19 protein-coding genes are annotated in these 22,547 nt (G+C 71.7%); 7 read left to right on the plus strand and 12 right to left on the minus strand.

Features of this window, described 5'->3' with window-relative positions; all coding sequences use genetic code 11:
* Position 1: 1 nt before the first annotated feature.
* Together GNZ18_RS13760 and GNZ18_RS13765 are read left to right on the plus strand one after the other, a co-directional pair.
* Positions 2-1,084, plus strand: coding sequence for a DUF3866 family protein (locus GNZ18_RS13760; protein WP_312874502.1), 1,083 nt, complete (start codon positions 2-4; stop codon positions 1,082-1,084).
* Between the two features lie 149 nt (positions 1,085-1,233).
* Positions 1,234-1,680, plus strand: coding sequence for a PASTA domain-containing protein (locus GNZ18_RS13765; protein ID WP_156216782.1), 447 nt, complete (start codon positions 1,234-1,236; stop codon positions 1,678-1,680).
* A 17-nt stretch (positions 1,681-1,697) separates the two neighbouring features.
* On the opposite strand, the gene GNZ18_RS13770 is transcribed toward GNZ18_RS13765, so the two are convergent.
* From GNZ18_RS13770 to GNZ18_RS13825, 12 genes are all read right to left on the minus strand, one after another.
* The gene (locus tag GNZ18_RS13770) at positions 1,698-2,234 is read right to left on the minus strand and encodes a DUF3291 domain-containing protein (protein WP_156216783.1); all 537 of its coding nucleotides are present in this window, start codon (positions 2,232-2,234) and stop codon (positions 1,698-1,700) included.
* 31 nt (positions 2,235-2,265) lie between these two features.
* Positions 2,266-2,931 (minus strand): helix-turn-helix transcriptional regulator, encoded by a 666-nt coding sequence (locus GNZ18_RS13775; RefSeq protein WP_242895117.1) that lies wholly within the window; start codon positions 2,929-2,931, stop codon positions 2,266-2,268.
* 74 nt (positions 2,932-3,005) lie between these two features.
* On the minus strand, positions 3,006-3,935 hold the full coding sequence (locus GNZ18_RS13780; RefSeq protein WP_156216784.1) for an FKBP-type peptidyl-prolyl cis-trans isomerase: 930 nt from the start codon (positions 3,933-3,935) through the stop codon (positions 3,006-3,008).
* Between the two features lie 99 nt (positions 3,936-4,034).
* On the minus strand, positions 4,035-5,393 hold the full coding sequence (gene pafA, locus GNZ18_RS13785) for a Pup--protein ligase (RefSeq protein WP_214619241.1): 1,359 nt from the start codon (positions 5,391-5,393) through the stop codon (positions 4,035-4,037).
* A gap of 206 nt (positions 5,394-5,599) precedes the next feature.
* The gene (prcA, locus tag GNZ18_RS13790; RefSeq protein ID WP_156217028.1) at positions 5,600-6,352 is read right to left on the minus strand and encodes a proteasome subunit alpha; all 753 of its coding nucleotides are present in this window, start codon (positions 6,350-6,352) and stop codon (positions 5,600-5,602) included.
* A gap of 21 nt (positions 6,353-6,373) precedes the next feature.
* On the minus strand, positions 6,374-7,219 hold the full coding sequence (gene prcB, locus GNZ18_RS13795; RefSeq protein ID WP_312874503.1) for a proteasome subunit beta: 846 nt from the start codon (positions 7,217-7,219) through the stop codon (positions 6,374-6,376).
* A gap of 171 nt (positions 7,220-7,390) precedes the next feature.
* Complete coding sequence (locus tag GNZ18_RS13800) at positions 7,391-8,344, minus strand: endonuclease VII domain-containing protein (protein ID WP_173390761.1); 954 nt, start codon at positions 8,342-8,344, stop codon at positions 7,391-7,393.
* 347 nt (positions 8,345-8,691) lie between these two features.
* Positions 8,692-8,901 (minus strand): ubiquitin-like protein Pup, encoded by a 210-nt coding sequence (locus GNZ18_RS13805; RefSeq protein ID WP_156216787.1) that lies wholly within the window; start codon positions 8,899-8,901, stop codon positions 8,692-8,694.
* 291 nt (positions 8,902-9,192) lie between these two features.
* Complete coding sequence (gene dop / locus GNZ18_RS13810; protein ID WP_173390762.1) at positions 9,193-10,710, minus strand: depupylase/deamidase Dop; 1,518 nt, start codon at positions 10,708-10,710, stop codon at positions 9,193-9,195.
* A gap of 229 nt (positions 10,711-10,939) precedes the next feature.
* On the minus strand, positions 10,940-12,703 hold the full coding sequence (arc, locus tag GNZ18_RS13815; protein WP_214619237.1) for a proteasome ATPase: 1,764 nt from the start codon (positions 12,701-12,703) through the stop codon (positions 10,940-10,942).
* Between the two features lie 316 nt (positions 12,704-13,019).
* The gene (locus tag GNZ18_RS13820) at positions 13,020-13,985 is read right to left on the minus strand and encodes a tRNA (adenine-N1)-methyltransferase (RefSeq protein WP_214619236.1); all 966 of its coding nucleotides are present in this window, start codon (positions 13,983-13,985) and stop codon (positions 13,020-13,022) included.
* Between the two features lie 140 nt (positions 13,986-14,125).
* Entirely contained in the window at positions 14,126-15,319 is a 1,194-nt protein-coding gene (locus tag GNZ18_RS13825; RefSeq protein ID WP_308166209.1) for a site-2 protease family protein, read from the minus strand.
* Between the two features lie 90 nt (positions 15,320-15,409).
* On the opposite strand from GNZ18_RS13825, the gene GNZ18_RS13830 reads away from it, so the two are divergent.
* From GNZ18_RS13830 to GNZ18_RS13850, 5 genes are all read left to right on the plus strand, one after another.
* Positions 15,410-16,399, plus strand: coding sequence for a RecB family exonuclease (locus GNZ18_RS13830; RefSeq protein ID WP_156216788.1), 990 nt, complete (start codon positions 15,410-15,412; stop codon positions 16,397-16,399).
* Between the two features lie 375 nt (positions 16,400-16,774).
* Complete coding sequence (locus tag GNZ18_RS13835; RefSeq protein ID WP_214619234.1) at positions 16,775-17,998, plus strand: sensor histidine kinase; 1,224 nt, start codon at positions 16,775-16,777, stop codon at positions 17,996-17,998.
* Between the two features lie 69 nt (positions 17,999-18,067).
* Positions 18,068-18,748, plus strand: coding sequence for a response regulator (locus GNZ18_RS13840; protein WP_156216789.1), 681 nt, complete (start codon positions 18,068-18,070; stop codon positions 18,746-18,748).
* A 350-nt stretch (positions 18,749-19,098) separates the two neighbouring features.
* On the plus strand, positions 19,099-19,953 hold the full coding sequence (locus tag GNZ18_RS13845; RefSeq protein WP_312874504.1) for an ABC transporter ATP-binding protein: 855 nt from the start codon (positions 19,099-19,101) through the stop codon (positions 19,951-19,953).
* Entirely contained in the window at positions 19,950-22,445 is a 2,496-nt protein-coding gene (locus tag GNZ18_RS13850) for an ABC transporter permease (protein ID WP_246249736.1), read from the plus strand. Before GNZ18_RS13845 ends, GNZ18_RS13850 begins: the two co-directional genes overlap by 4 nt.
* Positions 22,446-22,547: the final 102 nt, after the last annotated feature.

Here is a 22,547-nt window from a genome sequence, read left to right on the forward strand (position 1 = left end):
TGTGATCCGATGGCGCAGAGGAACCGTGCAGGGCGTCCGCCGCGAATGGCCGGGCGCGGTCGAGCTGGACGTCGACGTCGCGGGCGACGGCCCCCGCCGGGCGCTCGCCTACCCCGCCCTCGTCGGACGCCCCGAGCCCGGCGACGCCGTCCTGCTCAACACCACCGCGCTGGCGATGGGCCTCGGCACCGGCGGCTACGCGATGGTCGTCGCGATCCCCGACCGGCTGCCGCCCGACCCGTCCGGCCCGGGCCACCTCGTCAAGGCCCGCTACACCCCGCTCCAGGCCACCGTCCTCGGCGCCGACGAGCAGGACTCCCCCCACCACGACGTCCTGCGCGACGCCGACTCCCTCGGCGGCGCCCCCGTCGTCGTCGCCGACCTCCACTCGGCGCTCCCGCCGATCCTCGCCGGGCTCCTCGCCGACCGCCCCGGCGCCCGCGTGGTGTACGTCATGCCGGACGGCGGCGCGCTGCCGTCCTGGTTCTCCATGTCGATCGCCCGGCTCAAGGACGCGGGCGCGCTCGCCGCGACCGTCACCGTCGGCCAGGCGTTCGGCGGCGACCTGGAGGCCGTCACCGTCCACACCGGCCTGCTGGCCGCGCGGCTCGTCCTCGGCGCCGACGCCGTCGTCCTCGCGCAGGGCCCCGGCAACCTCGGCACCGGCACCCGCTGGGGGTTCTCCGGGGTGTCGGCCGGGGAGGCCGTCAACGCGGCGTCGGTCCTGCGCGGCCGCCCGGTCGCGTCGCTGCGGGTCAGCGAGGGCGACAAGCGCGAGCGCCACGTCGGCGTCTCCCACCACTCCCTCACCGCCTACGGCCGCGTCGCGCTCGCCCGCGCCGACGTCCCCGTCCCCGAGCTCGGCGGCCCGTTCGGCGCCCGTGTCGCGGCGGACGCCACGCCCCTGGGCGAGCGCCACACCCTCGTCCCCGTCCCGGTGGACGGCCTGCACGAGATCCTGCGCGCCGCCGAGAAGGAGTGGGGTGTCCGCCTGTCCACCATGGGCCGCCGCCTGGACGAGGACCTCCCCTACTTCCTCACCGCCGCCGCGGCGGGCCGCCACACCGCCGCCCTCCTCGCCTGACCCGCCCGCCGCCGGCGGCGGATGGCCGGACCGCGACAGAACGCTCCGGCAGGTGAACGCCGCGTGCACGCGGCACGTCCCACCAGCGCCCTCCGTACGAGCCGCCCCGGCCGCCCCGCGCCGGGGACACCAGCCAGTGAACGGACACCATGCGCTGCACCATCATCACCGCCGGCCTGCTCGCCGCCGCCGTCCTCACCGCCTGCGGCACCGCCGACCCGGCGGGCTCGGCGGGCTCGGCGAAGCCGAGCGAGAGCGCGACCGCCGCGCCCACCACGGCCTCACGCGCGGCCGGGACGCCCAGGCCGACGCCCCCGACGGCCCAGCCGCCGACGACGGCCAAGCCGACGACGGCCAAGCCGAGGGCGCCCCAGCTCATCCGGGTCCCCCGCGTCGTCGGGCACAACCACCAGACCGCGCAGAACGAGATGCAGGCGGCCGGGCTCCACATGCTCCGCGAGAAGGACGCGACCGGGCGGGGGCGGCTCCTGCTGTGGGACCGGAACTGGGTCGTCGTCCGCCAGTCCCCCGCCCCGGGCGAGCGCGTCGCCCCCGACACCACGATCACCCTCTACAGCAAGAAGATCGGCGAATGACCCACCGCGCCCCTGGGCTATCGCCCTAGCGACGGGGCCGTCCGGAGCGCCTCGGCCTCCGCCGCCGTGTAGGACGTGCTGAACGTGAACGCGCGGGGCGACGGGCCGTGCTCGCGGAGCAGGGCGAGGCGCTCCAGGGCCTCCTCGACGGTCGGGATGTACCCGGCGGGGATCCACCACATGACGAGGTGGGACTCCATGTGGCGCTGGAACCACTCCCTGCGGCGCCGCATCGTGTCCAGGTGCGGGCTGCGGTAGACGAAGTCCCACAGCGCCTCCATGCTCTCCCACACCGAGTAGTTCACGACCACGTCGGCACCCGCCGGGCGCATGCGGGTCGCGTCGCCCTCGCCCTCCTCGACGAGCCGCCACACGAATCCGGGCGTGCCGTCGGCGAGGGCGTTGACCGGCTCCAGCTGCGCGACGAAGTCCGCCATCTCCGGTTCGTCCAGCGGGAACCTGATGGTCCCGACGTTGAACTGGGCGATGTGGTGGCGGGCCGGTTCGCTCGGGAGGGCGGCGGAGGGCGCGGGGGTACGGGCGTCATCGGTCATGGGCCCACCTCACCACGCCCCCATCTCTATGTCAATCACGATTGTTTTTAGAGTGGTCGGCCGCCACGCAGCACCACCCCGGACGCGGGTCCATCCGGACGCCCACGCCCTCGGACCCCTCGACCAGGCCCTCCATCATCGCCAGGTTCATCCCGCACACCAGCGGCGGGAACCGCTCCGCGACCACGTGGAAGGGGCAGTTCCGCATGCGCAGCACCGCCTCGGCACCCTCCCCCTCCACCACCGGCTCGTAACCGCGCGCCGCCAGCACCTCGCGGACCGCGTCCAGATCCCCGCACGACCCGCCCGCGCCGCGCAGCGTCCGGCCCAGCCGCCGCGCCGCGTCCTGCGCCTCCATGTCCAGGCCCGCCGCGTCCGCGACCTCCGCCAGCAGGCCCGCCACCGTCCGGTAGTCCCGCGGCGGCACCGACACGCCCCGCTCGGCCGCCGCCCGCCGGTACACCTTCGCCGGACGCCCCGCGCCCGGCCCCGACCGGCCCGTCAGCCGCCTGCTGGCCACCTCCAGCAGGCCCGCCTCCGCGAGCTTGTCCAGATGGAACGCCGCCAGCGTCCGGCCCACGCCCACGGCCTCCGCCGCCTCGTTCCGCGCCACCTCCCGGCCCTGAGCCGCCACGTACTCGTAGAGCCGCCTGCGCATTGCGTCCTGCAGCAGCGCGATCGTGTCGATGTCGTCCACCCCGCCATTCTAAGAACAGCCAGGGTGTGACATAGAAAGCGGCGCACGCCCGCGCGGCGCCCGGGATCCCCGCGTCAGTGCGCGCCGAGGACGTCGACGACGAAGACCAGCGTGTCCGACCCCTGGATCCCCGCCTGCGGCAGGCCCTTCGGCCCGTACCCGAGCCGCGGCGGGACGACCAGCAGCATCCGGCTCCCCACCCGCTGCCCGATCAGCGCCTCGTCCCAGCCCCGCATCACCTGACCGGTCCCGATCATGAACCCGTTCGGATGCCCCGCCGACCACGACGAGCTGAACGCCTTCCCATCCCGCCAGAAGAACCCCGCGTACTGCACCGCCAGCAACTGGCCCTTGCGGACCGCCGGGCCGTCGCCCCGCACCAGCGTCCGCACCCGCAGGTCCTTCGGCGCCGCCACCCGCGGAACCGTCACCCGCGGCGCGCCGCCACCCGGCGCCACCTGCGGCAAGCGCGCGTCCCGCAGCGGCGCCTCCGGCCTCCCGTGCGGGCCCGCCGACCCCGGGTACACACCCCGCACGTCCAAGACGTACACGAGCGTGTCGTCCGCGGCGATCTGCCGCGCCGCGTTCCCCCGATCACCGAAACCGTCCTTCGGCGGGATCGACGCCACCACCCGCGACCCCGCCCGCGCGCCCGTGAACGCCTTCCGCAGCCCCGGCACCACCGACCACGTCGGGAACGCCTCCGGACGGCCCGACGCGAAACTGCTCGCCAGCAGCCTCCGCCCGCCCCCGCTCCACCGGTACCCCACGTAGTCGGCCACCACCAGGTCGCCCTCGCGGGCCGCCACGCCCCGGCCCGCCGACAACCGCTTCACCGCCAGCGACCCGCCCGGCGAACCCTTCGGGAACGACACATCCGGCAACCGCCCGAAATCGCCCCGCACCGTCACCCGCACGCCCCCGCCGTCCGAGCACCCGGCGGCGAGCACCAGCGGGACGACCAGCACGGCGGCCACGGGCACGGCGGAGAGACGACGACGCATACTGGTCCTTCACGGGACGGCGAGCGCTACTGCGCGCTCACCCTACCCCCACGTGACCCCCCGGTTGCCGACCGTCGGCCACGACCCGCCGACCAGCCGCTACATCCCCGCGATGAGCTTGTCGACCCGCTCGTCCACCGACCGGAACGGGTCCTTGCACAGCACCGTCCGCTGCGCCTGGTCGTTCAACTTCAGATGCACCCAGTCCACGGTGAAGTCGCGCCGCTTCTCCTGCGCCTTGCGGATGAACTCGCCGCGCAGCCGCGCCCGCGTCGTCTGCGGCGGCACCGACTTCGCCTCGAAGATGTCCAGGTCCCGCGACACCCGCTCGACCGACCCCCGCTTCTCCAGCAGGTAGTACAGCCCCCGGTCGCGGTGCACATCGTGGTAGGCCAGATCCAGCTGCGCCACCCGCGGCGACGACAGCGGCAGGTCGTACTTGCGCCGGTACCGCTCGATCACCTTGTACTTCGTCACCCAGTCGATCTCCCGCGACACCAGGTCCAGGTCGCCGGTCTCCACCGCCCGCAGCGTCCGCTCCCACAACTCCAGCACCCGCTTGGCCGTCGCGTCCCCGCCCCGAGCGTCGACGAAGTCGCGCGCCTTCCCGAAGTACTCCTTCTGGATCTCCAGCGAACTCGCCTCCCGGCCGTTCGCCAGCCGCACCTTCCGCCGGCCCGTCATGTCGTGGCTGACCTCCCGGATCGCCCGGATCGGGTTCTCCAGCGTCAGGTCGCGCATCACCACACCCGCCTCGATCATCCGCAGCACCAGGTCGGTCGCCCCGACCTTCAGCAGCATCGTCGTCTCACTCATGTTCGAGTCACCGACGATCACGTGCAGCCTTCTGAACCGCTCGGCGTCGGCGTGCGGCTCGTCGCGGGTGTTGATGATCGGACGCGACCGCGTCGTCGCCGACGACACGCCCTCCCAGATGTGCTCCGCCCGCTGCGACACGCAGTACACCGCGCCCCGGGGCGTCTGCAGCACCTTCCCGGCGCCGCAGATGATCTGCCGGGTCACCAGATAGGGGATCAGGACGTCCGCGAGCCGCCCGAACTCCCCGTGCCGCCCCACCAGATAGTTCTCATGGCACCCGTACGAATTGCCCGCCGAGTCGGTGTTGTTCTTGAACAGGTAGATGTCGCCGGCGATGCCCTCCTCACGGAGCCGCCGCTCCGCGTCCACCAGCAGACCCTCCAGGATCCGCTCCCCCGCCTTGTCGTGCGTCACCAGATCCACGACGCTGTCGCACTCCGGCGTGGCGTACTCCGGGTGACTCCCGACATCGAGGTAAAGCCGCGCGCCGTTCCGCAGGAACACATTGCTGCTCCGGCCCCACGACACCACCCGCCGGAACAGGTAGCGCGCCACCTCATCGGGTGACAACCGCCGCTGACCGCGGAAGGTGCAGGTGACGCCGTACTCGTTCTCAAGCCCGAAAATACGCCTGTCCACACCCCGACCCTATGCGGCCGTGCCCCGACTTGGCAGTCTCTCCCGCGCACCGTTTCCAACACCCGCCACAACGCGAGAACCCGCCGCGGGCCGGGCGGCCTCGGCCACCCCGCCGCGACGGGCCCACACCCGCGCACGGAACCGCCCCGGGCGGCCCCGCCACCTGCCGATCGAGCCCGGGAGGCTCCCCTCGGCACCGGCGCCGGTCAGTCCTCGTCGGGCTTACTCGGCGAGTCCGGGGTCGCGTCCGAGCCCGCGTCCGAGGCCGCGGACGAGTCCTCCTCGCCCAGCAGCTCCTCGATCCGGCGCGCCGTCAACCGCCGGAACAGACGGTGCTCGCGGTTGCGGTCCAGGACCGCCACCTCCAGCGACTTCGCCTCCAACCGGCGCTCGGAGTCCTGCGCCTCCAACGCCCGCACCGCCACCCGGAGCGCCCCGGCCAGCGACGCGCCCTCCTCGTACCCGTCCTTCAGCGCCTGCGCCACCGCGTCCGCCTGGCCGCCCATCGCCACGTACCCGTGCTCGTCGGCGACCGACCCGTCGAAGGTCAACCGGTAGATCTGGTCGGTGTCGGCGTCCGCGCCGACCTCCGCCACCACCAACTCCACCTCGTACGGCTTGTTGGTCTCCGTGAAGATCGTCCCCAGCGACTGCGCGTACACGTTCGCCAGACCCCGCGCCGTCACGTCCCGGCGGTCGTACTGGTACCCGTTGATGTCGGCGTAGCGGACACCGCCCAGCCGCAGGTTCTCGAACTCGTTGTACTTCCCCACCGCCGCGAACGCGATCCGGTCGTAGATCTCACTGATCTTGTGCAACGCCCGCGACGGATTGTCCGCCACGAACAGGATGCCATCGTCGTACTGCAGCACCACGACACTGCGGCCGCGCGAAATACCCTTCCGCGCATAGTCCGCCTTGTCCTTCATCTGCTGCTCGGGCGACACGTAGAACGGCATGGACACCGGACAGGATCCCTTCTATCGCAGCGGGGCGGTCGGCCCGCCCGGCGAGTCGTAACGTTCCTCGACCACGGACCGCGCCACCGCGCCCACCTCGTCATCGGCGAGACGGCGGTAACCGTCCGACGTCACCGCCGCGACCACCGGGAAGATCCCCCGCGCCAGGTCCGGACCGCCCGTCGCCGAGTCGTCATCGGCCGCGTCGTACAGCGCCTGGACGCACACCAGCGCCGCGTCGTCCACCGACAGATCCGACCGGTACAGCTTCTTCAGCGAACCCCGCGCGAACACCGACCCCGACCCGATCGAGTAGAAGTCCCGCTCCTCGTACCGGCCGCCCGCCGGGTCGTAGGAGAAGATCCGCCCCGTGTCGCGCTCCTCGTCGTAACCGGCGAACAGCGGCACCACCGCCAGCCCCTGCATCGCCATCCCCAGGTTCTGCCGCACCATCGTCGCCAGCCGGTTCGCCTTCCCCTCCACCGACAGCGTCCGGCCCTCACGCTTCTCGTAGTGCTCCAGCTCCACCTGGAACAACCGCACCATCTCGATGCCGATGCCCGCCGTGCCCGCGATCGCGATCGCCGAGAACTCGTCCGCGCGGAACACCTTCTCGATGTCGCGCTGCGCGATCACGTTCCCCGCCGTCGCGCGCCGATCCCCCGCCATCACCACCCCGCCGGGAAAGCCCACCGCGACGATCGTCGTGCCATGCGGGATATCGTCCCCCGGCGACGACGCCGGAAGGGCCCCTCTGCCGGGCAGCGTCTCCGGAGAGTACGCCCCCAGGAACTCCGTGAACGAGGACGTGCCCGGGCTGGAGAACAACCCCGGCAGGCGCCCGGTCTGCGAATCGTGGGCCGCCACGCGACTCCCTTCCTCCGTCATGGCGCCGGATTCCCTCAACCCCACCGGCGCGGACAACACGACCCTACTGTTCAACCCTCGTCCACCGCATGCCACGGCCTCCCCGGCCGATCAGCCCACGGCGAACCCGGACGCCGCCGGGAGTCCCGGGAGACAGGGCGGGCGCGGACGTCACCGTGAGGCCATGCGCTCCTCGGCCATCGCCTTGTAGGAGTCCAGGAGCCGCTCCAGACCCAGCGTGAGCCACGTCGGGCCCTCGTGATCGTCATCGACCCTCCACACGCGGGAGCGATGCCGCCCGTCCGCCTCGCGGTGCGGCGCCCAGCCGTCCAGGGGCACGGTCGCCGGATCGACGTCCGGAACCGTGAACGACAGGCGCGTTCCCCCGTCCGCCGCCGGGACGCTCGTCACCAACTGGCCCAGCAGGTAGTCCGCCGCGCGGCGGAGCGAGACCGGATCGTCGTCCAGTTGACCCATTCCGGTGTTGCAGCCGCCGCACGCCATGCCGCGCACGGCGCCGGTCGCGTGGTCATGGTCGACATGCTCGGCCGGGACGTCCCAGCAGACGGCGCACAACCCGCCCTGAAGCCCGAGAAGCCGCTGCCGGTCCTCCTCGTCGATCCCGTACCGCTCGATCAGGCGCCTCCCCCGCTGAGCCGGACGAGTTGACTTCCGTCGCTTCAGCCAGTCGGCCTCGCTCAGCACGCGTGGCCGTCCCTCGAACACGGGTTTGCCGAGAACGATTTCCAGTCGCTGCGCCTGCGGCCCCTTGAGCTCCAGATAATCCGCGGCGTCCCCCAGGCAGCGTGGGTCTTCGTGGAACTGGCCGAGTGCGCCGTTGCACCTGAAGCACAGGATGCGCCGGACGACGCCCGTGAGATGGTTGTGGTCGACGTGCCTCGCCTCGGCGCGAAGGCAGATCACACAGATCCCGCCCTGCCCGGCGATCATCTGGTCCACCTGCTCCGCGCTGAGGCCGTAGCGCAACCGCAACTGGTAGTTGCGCCCGCCGCCGTACTTGCGGTCCCTCTGCTCGGCCATCACTTTGTTGTGGCAGGGGCGGCAGTAGTTCGTCAGGCCGGACGCCTCCGCGCGGTTCTTCCCGAACGCGTCGACCGGTTGCACCTTCTCGCACCGTGGGCAGTACTTCATGCCCGGGGGGACCGCCGAATGCCGTCTGAACGGCCTGACCGCCTTGCCCTCCCGCGCCTGCCTCTTCCTGTAGGAGGCCGCTCCTCTCAGGGCGAAGCACTCCTTACAGTAGAGCGCCAGGCCGTCGGGGGATGCCCTTCGCTTCGAGAACTCCGCGGCCGCCTTTAGCCGGCCGCAGTCTCGGCATTTCTTATGAGACATGGGCAGGACTTTACCGGCCCGCCCACGTCTTTGCGGCCCTTTAAATCAAGGACCGTGAATTATTTATAAGGCATTGTGGGGAGTTTTTCTCGTGTCCGATTTTTCCGGACTTAGCGCGATTATTCGCCCCCCTTCTGGATATATGCACGGACGAATTCCTCCGCATTTTCTTCGAGAACTTCGTCGATTTCATCGAGAATTGCGTCGACGTCGTCGGTGAGTTTTTCGTTGCGCTCCTGGACGTCCTCGGTCGTCGTGGCCTCGGTCTCCTCGACCTCTTCCGTGCGCCGGGTGGTCTGCTTCTGACCGCCGGTGTCCTTCGTGGCCATTCCGTACCTCCGCTCTGCCGGTACCCCCAACCCTATCTCCGATCTTCGGCGCTCAGCGGACCCGTGGATCCGCCGCGCGCCACGAGGGTGCCGGGCCTGATCCGGTTATCGCCCGTCCACCGGACAATGAAACGGGCATAGCGGTCACGAAACCGAGACAGCGAGCGTAACCGCAGGTCAGGACGCTAGTTCGACTTCGATAGTGACGCTATCCAAAGGGTGGCCGGTAGGTGGCGGCCCCCGCGCGCCTGGCGGCGTGCGGGGGCCGGGACGTCCGGAGGAGGCCCTGAGTCAGCTCTGGCCGGTCAGGGTGGCCACGAGGTCCGCGGCGGTGCGGCAGCTGTCCAGGAGGGCGCCCACGTGCTGCTTGGTGCCGCGCAGCGGCTCCAGGGTGGGGACGCGCTGGAGGGACTCGCGGCCGGGGACGTCGAAGATGACGGAGTCCCAGGAGGCGGCGGCGACGGATTCGGCGTACTGGCGCAGGCAGCGGCCGCGGAAGTAGGCGCGGGTGTCCTCGGGCGGGTCCTCGATGGCGGATTCGACCTGGGCCTCGGTGACGACGCGTTCGATGCGGTCGCGGGCGACCAGGCGGTTGTACAGGCCCTTGTCGGGGCGGATGTCGGTGTACTGGAGGTCGACGAGCTGGAGGCGCGGGTGCGACCAGTCCAGGCCGTCGCGGCTGCGGTAGCCCTCCAGCAGTTCGAGCTTGGCGACCCAGTCGAGTTCGCGGGAGAGCTGCATGGGGTCGTCGCCGAGGCGGTGCAGGACCGATTCCCAGCGGTCGAGGACGTCGTTGGTCATGTCGTCGACGTCGGCGCCGAAGCGGTCCTCGACGTATTTGCGGGACTGCTCCAGGTATTCCATCTGGAGCTGGACGGCAGTCATCTTGCGGCCGTCCCGCAGGGTGAGCAGGTGCTTGCAGGACGGGTCGTGGGAGACGGCCCGCAGCGCGGCGACCGGCATGTCGACGGACAGGTCGACGGTGAGGAACCCGTCCTCGATCATGGCGAGGACGAGCGCGGTGGTGCCGAGCTTGAGGTAGGTGGAGACCTCGGCCATGTTGGCGTCGCCGATGATCACGTGCAGCCGCCGGTACTTCTCGGGGTCGGCGTGGGGTTCGTCGCGGGTGTTGATGATGGGGCGCTTGAGCGTGGTCTCCAGGCCGACCTCGACCTCGAAGAAGTCGGCGCGCTGGCTGATCTGGAAGCCGTCGCCGCGTCCGTCGACGCCGATGCCGACGCGGCCGGCGCCGCAGACGACCTGGCGGGAGACGAAGAAGGGGGTGAGGTGGCGGACGATGTCGGCGAAGGGCGTCTCGCGCTTCATGAGGTAGTTCTCATGGCAGCCGTAGGAGGCGCCCTTGTTGTCGGTGTTGTTCTTGTAGAGCTGGATGGGGTGGGTGCCGGGGACGAGGGCGGCGCGGGCGGCGGCGTCGGCCATGACGCGTTCGCCCGCCTTGTCCCAGATGACGGCGTCGAGGGGGTTGGTGCACTCGGGTGCGGAGTACTCGGGGTGGGCGTGGTCGACGTAGAGCCGCGCGCCGTTGGTGAGGATGACGTTGGCGAGGCCGAGGTCCTCGTCGGTGAGCTGGGTGGGGTCGGCGACCTCGCGGGCGAGGTCGAAGCCGCGCGCGTCGCGGAGGGGGTTCTCCTCCTCGAAGTCCCATCGGGCTCTGCGGGCGCGCGCGGCGGACGCCGCGAGGTAGGCGTTGACGACCTGGGAGGAGGTCACCATCGCGTTGGCCCCTGGTTGCCCGGGTACGGAGATGCCGTACTCGGTCTCGATGCCCATCACGCGCCGAACACTCATATCGTCGAGCCTATCGGGGCGGCGGGGGTGGAGCCATGGGGCTCCTCCGGCGGGGCGGGTGTCGGGCCGGGGGCGGTGCGCCGGGGGCGGTCGGCGTGCCGGGCGTGGGGGCGCGGGCGGGTGTGGTGTGGCGGGGTGATGGGGTCGTCTCCGGTGATAAGGGCGCGGCGGCCTCCCCGGGTGGGGTGGCCGCCGCGCGTGTCGCTGTCGGTGCTGTGCCGTCGGTGGGTCAGAGGTACTGGCCGGTGTTGGCGACGGTGTCGATGGACCGGCCGGCCTCGGCGCCCTTGGTCCCGGAGACGAGGGTGCGGATGTAGACGATCCGCTCCCCCTTCTTGCCGGAGATGCGGGCCCAGTCGTCGGGGTTGGTGGTGTTGGGGAGGTCCTCGTTCTCGCTGAACTCGTCGACGCAGGCGGCGAGGAGGTGGTTGACCCGCATGCCCTTCTGGCCGGTGTCGAGGAACTGCTTGATGGCCATCTTCTTCGCGCGGTCGACGATGTTCTGGATCATCGCCCCGGAGTTGAAGTCCTTGAAGAACAGGACCTCCTTGTCACCGTTGGCGTAGGTGACCTCCAGGAAGCGGTTCTCGTCGCTCTCGGTGTACATCCGCTCGACGACCCGCTGGATCATCGCCTCGACGGTGACGTCCTCGGAGCCGCCGTGCTCCTTGACGTCGTCGGGGTGCAGCGGGAGGCCGGTGAGGATGTACTTGGAGAAGATGTCCTTGGCCGCCTCGGCGTCGGGCCGCTCGATCTTGATCTTCACGTCGAGCCGTCCGGGCCGCAGGATCGCGGGGTCGATCATGTCCTCGCGGTTGGAGGCGCCGATGACGATGACGTTCTCCAGGCCCTCGACCCCGTCGATCTCGCTGAGCAGCTGCGGGACGATGGTGTTCTCTACGTCGGAGGAGACCCCGGATCCGCGGGTGCGGAAGATGGAGTCCATCTCGTCGAAGAACACGATGACGGGGGTTCCGGCGGACGCCTTCTCCCGGGCCCGCTGGAAGACGAGGCGGATGTGCCGCTCGGTCTCGCCGACGTACTTGTTGAGGAGTTCGGGGCCCTTGATGTTGAGGAAGAAGCTCTTGCCCTCCTGGCCGGTCTTCTCGGCGACCTGTTTGGCCAGCGAGTTGGCGACGGCCTTGGCGATGAGGGTCTTCCCGCAGCCGGGGGGACCGTAGAGCAGGACGCCCTTGGGCGGCCTGAGCTGGTGTTCGCGGAAGAGGTCGGCGTGCAGGTAGGGCAGTTCGACCGCGTCGCGGATCAGCTCGATCTGCGATCCGAGGCCGCCGATCTCGTCGTAGGAGATGTCGGGGACCTCTTCGAGGACGAGTTCCTCGACCTCGGCCTTGTGGATCTTCTCGTAGGCGTACCCGGAGCGGGTCTCCAGCATGAGCGAGTCGCCCGCGCGCAGCGGGACCCCGCGCAGCGGCTCGGCGAGCTTGATGACGCGTTCCTCGTCGGCGTGCGCGATGACGAGGGCGCGTTCGCCGTCCTCGAAGATCTCCTTGAGCATGACGACCTCGCCCTGCTCCTCGAAGGCGAGGGCCTCGACGACGTTGAGGGCCTCGTTGAGCATGACCTCCTGGCCGCGCTGGAGTTCGTCGATCTCGACGGCGGGGCTGACGTTCACGCGCAGCTTGCGTCCGCCGGTGAAGATGTCGACCGTTCCATCGTCGCGGGCCTCAAGGAAGACTCCGAATCCGGAGGGTGGTTGCGCGAGCCTGTCGACCTCCTCCTTGAGCGCGACGATCTGTTCGCGAGCCTCTTTGAGGGTCGCTACGAGTCGCTCGTTCTGTCCGGTTACGGCGGCCAGGTTGGCCTGTGCCTCATGGAGGCGTTCTTCAAGTACACGTACTTGGCGCGGGGATTCCGCGAGCTTGCGGCGCAGCACGGAGATCTCCTCCTCCAGGAAGGACACCTGCGTCTGGAGGTCCCTGACCTCCTTGTCGTGCTGCGCCCTGCGCGCCCCAGCATCGTCACGAGCGGCCACGCCCCGTCACCTCCTCACGAAGAGAGCCGACGACCTACTGAGACCCTACCTATCTGGAGGGCTTCCGTAACCTGCCCTTTCGGTAGTCGTGTCGTTCGGGGGGTTCCGGATGTGTGCGGGGGGTGGCGGTGGCCTGCGCGATCTTGCTGCCGGGCGGGGGCCGCGGGGCTGAGGGATTTCGCTGGTCTCGGCGTGGGACGTCGGCGCGTCCGCGGGTGCGGGGGCGGGCTTGGGCCGGGTCGGCGGCGGTGGTTTGGCCCGTTCCAGTCACGGAGCGCGACGCGGTCCGCGGGGGCGATCGGTCCCGGAATGTGATCTACGACTCGGTGTCGCCGTCCGGCGTGGCGGGGTCCGCCGGCGGCTCGGCGGGGGCCCGTGTCGCGGCGGCGCGGTCGGTCGCGGGCGGGGCCGGGTGGGCGCCCTTGGCGGGGCGGCGGCGGCGCGGGGGCGGGGTGACGCCGTCGGCGAGGCGGCGGGCGGTCACCAGGAAGCCGGTGTGGCCGACCATGCGGTGGTCGGGGCGGACGGCGAGCCCGTCGACGTGCCAGGAGCGCAGGAGCGTCTCGAAGGCGTAGGGCTCGGCGAAGGCGCCGTGGGCGCGCAGGTCCTCGACGACGCGCGACATCTGGGTGGTGGTGGCGATGTAGGCGCAGACGAGCCCGCCGGGGATGAGGGCCTTGGCGACGGCGTCGAGGGTCTCCCAGGGGGCGAGCATGTCGAGGACGACGCGGTCGGCCTCGGTCTCGGTGAGGGCGTCCTCAAGGGAGCCGACGGTGAGGCTCCAGGCGGGGTGGGGGCCGCCGAAGAACTTCTCGACGTTGGCGCGGGCGATGTCGGCGAAGTCGGGCCGCCGCTCGTAGGACGACAGGTGGCCGTGCTCGCCGACGGCGCGCAGCAGGAAGCAGGAGAGCGCGCCGGACCCGGCCCCGGCCTCGACGACGCGGGCGCCGGGGAAGATGTCGGCCATCGCGATGATCTGGGCGGCGTCCTTGGGGTAGACGACGGCGGCGCCGCGCGGCATGCGGACGGCGAAGTCGGTGAGCAGCGGCCGGAAGGCGAGGTAGTCGGTGCCGCCGGAGGAGCGGAAGACGCTGCCCTCGGGGCTGCCGATGATGTCGTCGTGGGGGACGGAGCCCTTGTGGGAGTGGTAGAGCTTGCCGGGCTGGAGGGTGATGGTGTTGATGCGGCCCTTGGGGTCGGTGAGCTGAACCTGGTCGCCGGGGCGGAACGGGCCGTGGGGGATGCGGCCGGTGGACGGGGGGCTCGGCTGGGGTTCGCTCATGGTGGTCAAGGTTATAGCTGGGCGAACACGACTCGGGCCGGGTCGCGGGGCCGGTGGGGGGAGGCCGGTGGGGGGAGGCCGGTGGGGGGAGGCCGGTGGGGGGAGGCCGGTGGGGGGAGGCCGGTGGGGGAGGCGGCGGGTCAGACGCCGGTGAAGGCGCGGTCGACGTCGGAGACGGCGAGGACGCCGTAGACGCGGCCGTCGGGTTCGACGAGGAGGTACTCGGAGGAGGGGGCGCGGCGCAGGGCGGTGACGAGGGCCTCGCCGGTGATGTCGGCGGGGAGCGTGCGGGCCTCGTCGAGGCCGCGGGACAGGTCGCCCGCCGAGACCCAGGGGCGGCGGTGGGGCGGGGTGGCGGTGACGGCCTTCTCGCTGACCAGGCCGCGCGGGACGCCGTCGTGGTCGACGATGACGAGGGCCCCGGCGTGGTCCTCGTGGGCGCGGCGGATGGCCTCGGCGAGGGGCACGTCGGCGGTGACGAGGGTGGCGCGGCGGGCGAGGCGGCGGGCCGACAGCAGGGGGATGCGGTCGCGGACGCGTTCGGCGCGGATCGCCTGGGTGGCGCCGACCCAGATGAAGGAGGCGACGAGCGCCGACCACAGGAGCGCGAGCCAGCCGAAGCCGCCGCCGCCCCCGCTCTCGCCGTCGGTGCGGTAGGTGGCGAGGAAGGCGCCGGTGATGAGGCAGGCGATGGCGACGCCGCGGCCGATCCAGCCGGCGACGATGGCGCCGCTCCGGCTGCGGCCGGTGGCCTTCCAGACGGCGGCGCGGACGAGCCGTCCGCCGTCCAGGGGCAGGCCGGGCAGCAGGTTGAACACGCCGACCAGGAGGTTGGCGAAGGTGAGGGCCTCCAGGAGGAGGAGCGCGACGTCGGGCAGGGTGAGGACGGCGTGGGCGAAGAGGCCGAGCCCGGCCAGGACGAGGTTGACGAGGGGTCCGGCGAAGGCGATGAGGAACTCGCGGCCGGGGGTGGGCGCCTCGCGCTCGATGGAGGTCTCGCCGCCGAGGATGTGGAGGGTGACCGAGCGGACCGGCAGGCCGAGGACGCGCGCGGTGACGGCGTGGCTGAGCTCGTGGACGAACACCGACCCGTACAGCAGCAGCGCGTAGGCGAAGGCGACGGCGTAGCTGGCGGGCCGGTCGATGACGTCGTTGGCCTGCCCCTCGAACATCACGGTGACGAGGACGGCCACCAGGAACCAGCTCGGGGAGACGTAGACGGGCACGCCGAACGGACGGCCCACGAACAGGCCGGGACGGCCGGACCGGTCGTCGTCGGGGCCGGACTCGCCGGCGGGCGTCCTGCCCTGGGTCGGTGGCGCGCTCTGTGTCACGCCACCGATGCTACGGGCAGGCGGGGCCGGGGCGGCCCGCGGTGGCCCGGTTGCGGGATTTCGTCGGGGCTCTCGCCTACGCTGCTGGCCATGACGACCACCGAGGCGGGTAGTGAGGCGAATGTCCCGGCGGCCCGGCCCTCCGGGGCCGCGCCCACCGGTGAGGGCCCCGGCGAGGACGCGGGCGGAGGCGCTCGGCGGGACGCCGGGGAGGGCGCCGTCCAGGTGGTCGGGTCGCTGTCGCCGTCCCGCGCGGGCGACTTCATGACCTGCCCGCTGCTGTACCGGTTCCGGGTGATCGACAAGCTTCCCGAGCGGCCGAGCGCGGCCGCGGCGCGGGGGACGCTGGTGCACGCGGTGCTGGAGCGGCTGTACGACCTGCCGACGGGCGGTCGGACGCCGGAGGCGGCGCTGGAGCTGCTCGTCCCGCAGTGGGAGCGGCTGCTGGAGCAGGAGCCGGAGCTCGCCGAGCTGTTCGCGGGCGAGGACGGCGAGGCCGAGCGGGCTCAGTGGCTGGAGCAGGCGCGGCGGATGGTGGAACGGTACTTCACGCTGGAGGATCCGCGCCGCCTGGAGCCCGCCGAGCGGGAGCTGTTCGTGGAGACCGTGCTCGACTCGGGGCTGAAGCTGCGGGGCTACATCGACCGGGTGGACGTGGCGCCGAGCGGCGACGTGCGGATCGTGGACTACAAGACGGGGACGGCCCCCCGGGCCGACTTCGAGGCGCGGGCGCTGTTCCAGATGAAGTTCTACGCGCTGGTGCTGTGGCGGCTCCAGGGGCGGGTGCCGCGCCTGTTGCAGCTGATGTACCTGGGGAACGGCGAGGTGCTGCGCTACGAGCCCGACGAGGCCGACCTGCGGGCCACGCAGCGGAAGGTGGAGGCGCTGTGGGAGGCGATCCGCCGGGCCATGGACACCGGTGAGTGGCGGCCGCGGACGAGCCGGCTGTGCGACTGGTGCGACCACAGGGAGCGGTGCCCGCAGTTCGGGGGCACTCCCCCGCCGCTGCCGGTGAAGCCGGTCGACCGCCCGTCCCCGGCCGATCTGGAGTCCGCCGCGCGGGAACGCGACGACCTCTGACCCGTACCTCCGAGGCGAACCCCTGAGCCGAGCCCCGTCTCCGGCGCGCCCCGCGATCTCCTCCTGGAGGAGCAGGGCCGACGCTTCCCAATGAACCGGGATGAAGCGGGCACCATGCTGCTGCACGGCGGGCCGCGCGGGGCCGGGCGTCCGGCGACCAAGCGCTTGATCAGGGATCTTGACCAAAGGCAGTGGCGGGGCCCCGCCGAACCTGAACGGCGCCTGAACGCCGGACGCGGCGCGGCGGCCGCGGTCGCTGACCGGCGCGGGGTTGGGGGTCGTATCGGGGCCGTGCCGCGCGTCCTCCTTGGGGAGGACGACAGATCCCCGCACAGGAGGGGTCACGACCTGGTACGACCTCCTAGGGTGAGAGTCGTGTCACCCCGTATCCGTGGTCTTCGTACCTGCCGTGCCTGGCTGCAGTCGCGCCCGCTGGCGGCCGACGCGCTGCTGGCGCTCGGCCTGCTGCTGGTGGGGCTGCCGCAGCTGTACGTGGAGGACCTGCCGCACGGGGAGGGCTACGAGCAGTTCCGCTCGCCCGACGTCGTGAACGGGCTGCTGGTGGGGATGGTGGCGCTCGCGCTGACGTTCCGGCAGCGCTATCCGCTGTCGGTGCTGATGTTCGTGGTCGCGGGCGACTCGTTCATGGTGCTGCGCGACTATCCGCCGTCGGTGCCGGACGTGGTGGCGTTCCTGATCGCGGTGTACAGCGTCGCGGCGCACCGGGGGCTGGCGCACAGCGCCCTCGGCGGGCTCGTCGGGCTCGTGTACTTCGTGGTGTCGGTGACGGTGATGCCGGTCGACATCTCGCCGGTGGTGCTGATCACCGATCTGGCGCTGGTCGGCGGGGTGTGGGTGCTGGGCCGGAACCTGCGGATGCGGCGGGCCTACTTCACCGAGCTGGAGGACCGGGCGGCGCGGCTGGAGCGGGCCCGGGGCACCGACGCGCGGGCGGCGCGGATCGAGGAGCGCTCGCGGATCGCGCGGGAGCTGCACGACGTGGTCGCCCACCATGTGAGCGTGATGACGGTGCAGGCGGGGGCGGCGCGGCGGATCATCGACCGGGACGCCGACAGCGCCCGGGAGGCGATGTCGACGATCGAGGAGGTCGGGCGGACGGCGCTGAGCGAGATGCGGCGGATCGTCGGGGTGCTGCGCACCGACCGGGACGCCGAGCAGGCGGGCCGGGAGCTGGCGCCGCAGCCGGGCCTCGGCGACCTCGGGGAGCTGCTGGACCACGTCCGGGAGACGGGCCTGTCGGTGCAGCTGTGGATCGAGGGCGAGGCGCGGACCCCCTCGCCGGGGGTGGACGTGGCGGCGTTCCGGCTCATCCAGGAGGCGCTGACGAATACGCTCAAGCACGCGGGCTCGCAGGCGCGGGCCTGGGTGCGGCTCTACTACACCGACGACGACCTGACCGTCGAGATCGAGGACGACGGGCACGGCACGGCGACGATCATGGCTGACAATGGGGACAACCCCGGGCACGGGCTGGTCGGGATGTACGAGCGGGTCGCGCTGTACGGCGGCGAGCTGCGGATCGGTCCGCGGGTCGGCGGCGGGTTCGGTGTGCGGGCACGTTTCCCCTTGGAGGCATAGGTTGAGGACGAGCGGTGCGATCGGCGTGAGGCGAGGAGCGGGGACGATGGACGCGAACGGGATGTGCCGATGAGCACGGTGCGGGTGCTGCTCGTCGATGACCAGCCGCTGCTGCGGACGGGTTTCCGGCTGATCCTGGAGGCCGAGGCCGACATCGCGGTCGTCGGCGAGGCCGGGGACGGCGCGGCGGCGGTGGAGATGACGCGGTCGCTGCTGCCCGACGTGGTGCTGATGGACATCCGGATGCCGGGCGTGGACGGGATCGAGGCGACCCGGCGGATCATCCGGGAGGGCGCCGCCTCGCACGACCCGAAGGTGCTGATCCTCACGACGTTCGACCTGGACGAGTACGTGATCGAGGCGGTGCGGGCGGGCGCGAGCGGGTTCCTGCTGAAGGACTCCCCGCCCGAGGACCTCGTGCAGGCGATCCGGATCGTCGCGGCGGGCGACGCGATCGTGGCGCCGTCGGTGACGCGGCGGCTGCTGGACAAGTTCGCGACGCGGCTGCCCGCGGTGCGGGACTCCTCTCCCCCGCCCGGGCTGGACACCCTCACCGAGCGCGAGCGCGAGGTGCTCTCGCATGTGGCGCGGGGCCAGTCGAACGCGGAGATCGCGGCGGAGCTGGTGGTGAGCGAGACGACGGTGAAGACGCACGTGGGCAACGTCCTGGCGAAGCTGGGGCTGCGCGACCGGGTGCAGGCGGTCGTGTACGCCTACGAGACGGGAATGAGCCGCCCCGGGCAGAGCTGACCCCGACGGCGGAACCGTCCCCGGCGGGCAGATCCGACCCCGACCCCGACCCTGACGTCACACCGGCCGGTCCTCCCTGGAAGGAGGGCCGGCCGGCGGCGTTCTCCCCGTTCTCCCCTGAGGCGGCCCTGAATGAGACCCCCTCCTTTGACCAGGGGTTCCTACTCCGGGAGGACGACCGGGTGGAGGACCTCTCATGCCGGGGATGGAGCGGTAAGTCCATTCCTGGGGTGCATCTCACGAGGCCGCCCGACTCCTACTGTTTCTTAGGACGGGCCGCCGGGGGATCGGGCGCGACCCGCACCCTTAATCGCATTTCCGTTTCTCCACCCGAGACAGGGGAGTTTCTCGTGACGAACACCGCCCCATCGACCGCTGACGCGCACGCCGCGCCCGGGGCGGGCGAATTCGCCGCACGGGCGCACCAGATCGCGAAGGTGTACGGGAAGGGCGACGCGCAGGTCGTCGCCCTCGACAGCGTGACCGTCGGAATCCCCCGCGGCCGCTTCACCGCGATCATGGGCCCGTCCGGGTCCGGCAAGTCGACGCTGATGCACTGCATGGCAGGGCTGGACTCGGTGGACTCCGGGGAGGTCTACATCGGCGACACCGAGCTGACGCGGCTGCGCGACAAGCAGCTCACCCGCCTCCGCCGCGACAAGATCGGTTTCATCTTCCAGGCGTTCAACCTCGTCCCGACACTGACCGCGCTGGAGAACATCACGCTGCCGATGGACATCGCCGGGCGCAAGCCCGACCGGCAGTGGCTGGACGCCGTGATCGACACGGTGGGGCTGCGGCCCCGGTTGAAGCACCGGCCGACGGAGCTGTCGGGCGGCCAGCAGCAGCGTGTGGCGTGCGCCCGCGCCCTCGCCGCCCGGCCCGAGATCATCTTCGCGGACGAGCCGACCGGGAACCTGGACTCGCGCTCGGGCGCCGAGGTGCTGGGCTTCCTGCGCGACTCGGTGCGGCGGATGGGCCAGACGATCGTGATGGTCACCCACGACCCCTCCGCCGCCGCGTACGCCGACCAGGTGCTGTTCCTCACCGACGGGCAGATCGTCGACACGATGACGCAGCCGACGGCCGACCGCGTCCTGGAGCGCATGAAGGGCTTCGAGTCGGGGCCGCGCGCCGGCGCGGGCGTCCCCGCGGGCGCCTCCGGCCTCCCGGGCGGGCAGGAGCCGGGGGTCTCGGCGCGATGATGGGCAAGGTCACGCTCCGCAACCTCGCGGCGCACAAGATCAGGCTGGTCCTCACGGCCGTCGCGGTGATCCTCGGCGTGGCGTTCGTGGCGGGCACGCTGATGTTCACCGACACGATGAACAAGCGGTTCGACGACCTGTTCAGCCGCATCGGCACGAACGTCGCGGTGGACGTGCGGGCCAAGAAGGTGGTCGACGGCGACGACGACGGGTCCGCGGCGCAGCCCGTGCCCGCCGCCGTGCTGAAGGCCGTCCAGAACGTCGACGGGGTGAAGGACCCGTTCGGCAACGTCACCGGGTACGCCGCCGTGGTCGGCGCCGACGGGAAGGTCGTCGGCCAGAGCGGGGAGGGCCCGCCGCAGCTCGGCACCAACTGGAACCCCAAGGGCTCCTACGATCTGAAGACGGGCCGGGCGCCGCGGGGGCCGCACGAGGTCGTCATCGACGCCGACACCGCGTCCAAGGGCAAGATCGCGGTGGGCTCCACCGCGCGGATCGTCACCTCGGGCCAGCCGGCCCGGATGACGGTCGTCGGGCTGATCGACACCGGTGACCTGATGGGCGCGACCGTCACCGCGTTCGACACCCCGACCGCGCAGCGGATGCTGCTGAAGCCCGGCTTCTTCTCCGACATCGAGATGGCCTCGTCGGGGCCGTCGCAGGCGGAGCTGAAGTCGCGGGTCGCCAAGGCGCTGCCGGAGGGCATGGAGGCCGTCACCGGCACCGAGCTGCGCGAGGAGACCAAGAGCGACATCGCCTCGATGCTGAACTTCTTCCGCACGTTCCTGCTGGTGTTCGCGCTGATCTCGATCTTCGTCGGGGCGTTCATCATCTTCAACACGTTCTCGATGCTGGTCGCGCAGCGGACCCGGGAGCTGGCGCTGCTGCGCGCCATCGGCGCGGCCCGCCCGCAGGTGACGCGGGCCGTGATCGGCGAGGCCGTCGCGGTCGGGTTCGTCGGGTCCACCTTCGGCCTCGCCGCGGGCGCGGGCCTGGCCGCCGCGCTCCAGGCGGCGTCGGGGATGGGCGGCGGGCTCACCTTCACCGCCAGCCCCGTGATCTGGTCGTACGTGGTCGGGATCGTCGTCACCGTCGTGTCGGCGTACTTCCCGGCGCGGCGCGCCGCGAAGATCCCGCCGGTCGCGGCGATGCGCGACGACGTCGCGCTGCCGCAGCGGTCGCTGCGCATCCGGGTCGCGCTCGGGTCGCTGCTCACGCTGGTCGGCGCGGGCCTGATCGGGACCGGGCTCAGCGGCGGCGGCGGCAGCGCGGTGGCGCTCGTCGGCGGCGGCGCGTTCGGGGTGTTCATCGGCGTCGCGATGCTCGCGCCGGTGATCAGCGTCCCGGTGGTGCGGGTCCTGGCGGCGCCGTTCGCGAAGGTGATGGGCACCCCCGGGCGGCTCGCGCAGCAGAACGCGCTGCGCAACCCGCGGCGCACCGCCGCGACCGCCGCCGCCCTCATGATCGGCCTCGCGCTGATCACGATGGTGAACGTGATGGGCGCCTCGATGCGCAAGTCGGTGGACGCGCAGATCGACCGGCAGTTCGGCGCCGACTACCTCGTCCAGCCGCAGGGCGGCGGCGGCATCGACCCCGGCGTCCTGCCGAAGGTCAAGGCCACCCCCGGCGTCCAGTCGGCGTCGGTGACCTACGAGGGCAAGGCGAAGATCGCCGGAGACGGCACCACCTACATGGCCGGTGACGTCGCCGCGATCGCGAGCGCCGCGCGGCTGAAGATCGTCTCGGGCGGCACCGACCTCGGCGCCGCCGGGATGATGGTGGACGAGGGCACCGCGAAGGATGAGGGCTGGAAGGTCGGCTCGACGGTGTCCGCGCAGTTCACCGACGGGAAGACCCAGCGGCTCACCGTCGCCGGCGTCTACGCCAAGAGCGACCTGATCGGCGGCAAGGTCATCGCGCTGCCCGTCTACCTGGCCCACACCGCCAAGCCGTCCGCCGACGCCCTGCTGGTCGACGCGGCCAGCACGGACGCGGGGACGAAGGCGGCGCTGGAGACGACGCTGAAGGACCACCCGAACTTGAAGGTGTCCGACCAGGCGTCGCTGAAGAAGGACGCCCGCAAGCAGGTCGACTTCATCGTGACGTTCCTGTCGATCCTGCTCGCCATGTCCGTGATCATCGCGGCGGTCGGCGTGATCAACACGCTGGCGCTGTCGGTGATCGAGCGGACAAGGGAGATCGGGCTGCTGCGCGCCATCGGCATCAGCCGGCGGCAGCTGCGCCGGATGATCCGGTTGGAGTCCATCGTCATCGCGGTGTTCGGCGCGCTGCTCGGCATGGGCATCGGCGTGTCGTTCGGGGCGGCGCTGCAGAACGCGCTGAAGGACAAGGGCCTCAGCGAGCTGTCCATCCCCTTCGGCACCCTGGTCGCCTACCTCGTCGTCGCCGCCGTCATCGGCGTGCTCGCCGCGCTGTGGCCGGCGTGGCGGGCCGGGCGGATGGACGTCCTGAAGGCCATCTCCACCGAGTAGGGACCCTCCTCCCAGGCGCGGGCCCGCACCTCCCCGCGGACCCGCGCCGGAACGCCCCGTACGGCCCACACAGCGGACGGGGCGTTCCCCCTTTTCGGGGCA

The organism is Actinomadura litoris (assembly GCF_009733595.1).
In the GTDB taxonomy this organism is placed as follows: Bacteria; Actinomycetota; Actinomycetes; order Streptosporangiales; family Streptosporangiaceae; genus Spirillospora; species Spirillospora litoris.

Excerpts from the sequence above, each read along its gene's own strand:
- GNZ18_RS13830 (WP_156216788.1), top strand. The coding sequence starts at position 15,410 with ATGACGACCACCGAGGCGGGTAGTGAGGCGAATGTCCCGGCGGCCCGG.
- GNZ18_RS13820 (WP_214619236.1), bottom strand. The coding sequence starts at position 13,985 with ATGAGCGAACCCCAGCCGAGCCCCCCGTCCACCGGCCGCATCCCCCAC.
- GNZ18_RS13840 (WP_156216789.1), top strand. The coding sequence starts at position 18,068 with ATGAGCACGGTGCGGGTGCTGCTCGTCGATGACCAGCCGCTGCTGCGG.
- GNZ18_RS13770 (WP_156216783.1), bottom strand. The coding sequence starts at position 2,234 with ATGACCGATGACGCCCGTACCCCCGCGCCCTCCGCCGCCCTCCCGAGC.
- GNZ18_RS13780 (WP_156216784.1), bottom strand. The coding sequence starts at position 3,935 with ATGCGTCGTCGTCTCTCCGCCGTGCCCGTGGCCGCCGTGCTGGTCGTC.
- prcA (WP_156217028.1), bottom strand. The coding sequence starts at position 6,352 with ATGCCGTTCTACGTGTCGCCCGAGCAGCAGATGAAGGACAAGGCGGAC.
- dop (WP_173390762.1), bottom strand. The coding sequence starts at position 10,710 with ATGAGTGTTCGGCGCGTGATGGGCATCGAGACCGAGTACGGCATCTCC.
- GNZ18_RS13850 (WP_246249736.1), top strand. The coding sequence starts at position 19,950 with ATGATGGGCAAGGTCACGCTCCGCAACCTCGCGGCGCACAAGATCAGG.
- GNZ18_RS13805 (WP_156216787.1), bottom strand. The coding sequence starts at position 8,901 with ATGGCCACGAAGGACACCGGCGGTCAGAAGCAGACCACCCGGCGCACG.
- GNZ18_RS13765 (WP_156216782.1), top strand. The coding sequence starts at position 1,234 with ATGCGCTGCACCATCATCACCGCCGGCCTGCTCGCCGCCGCCGTCCTC.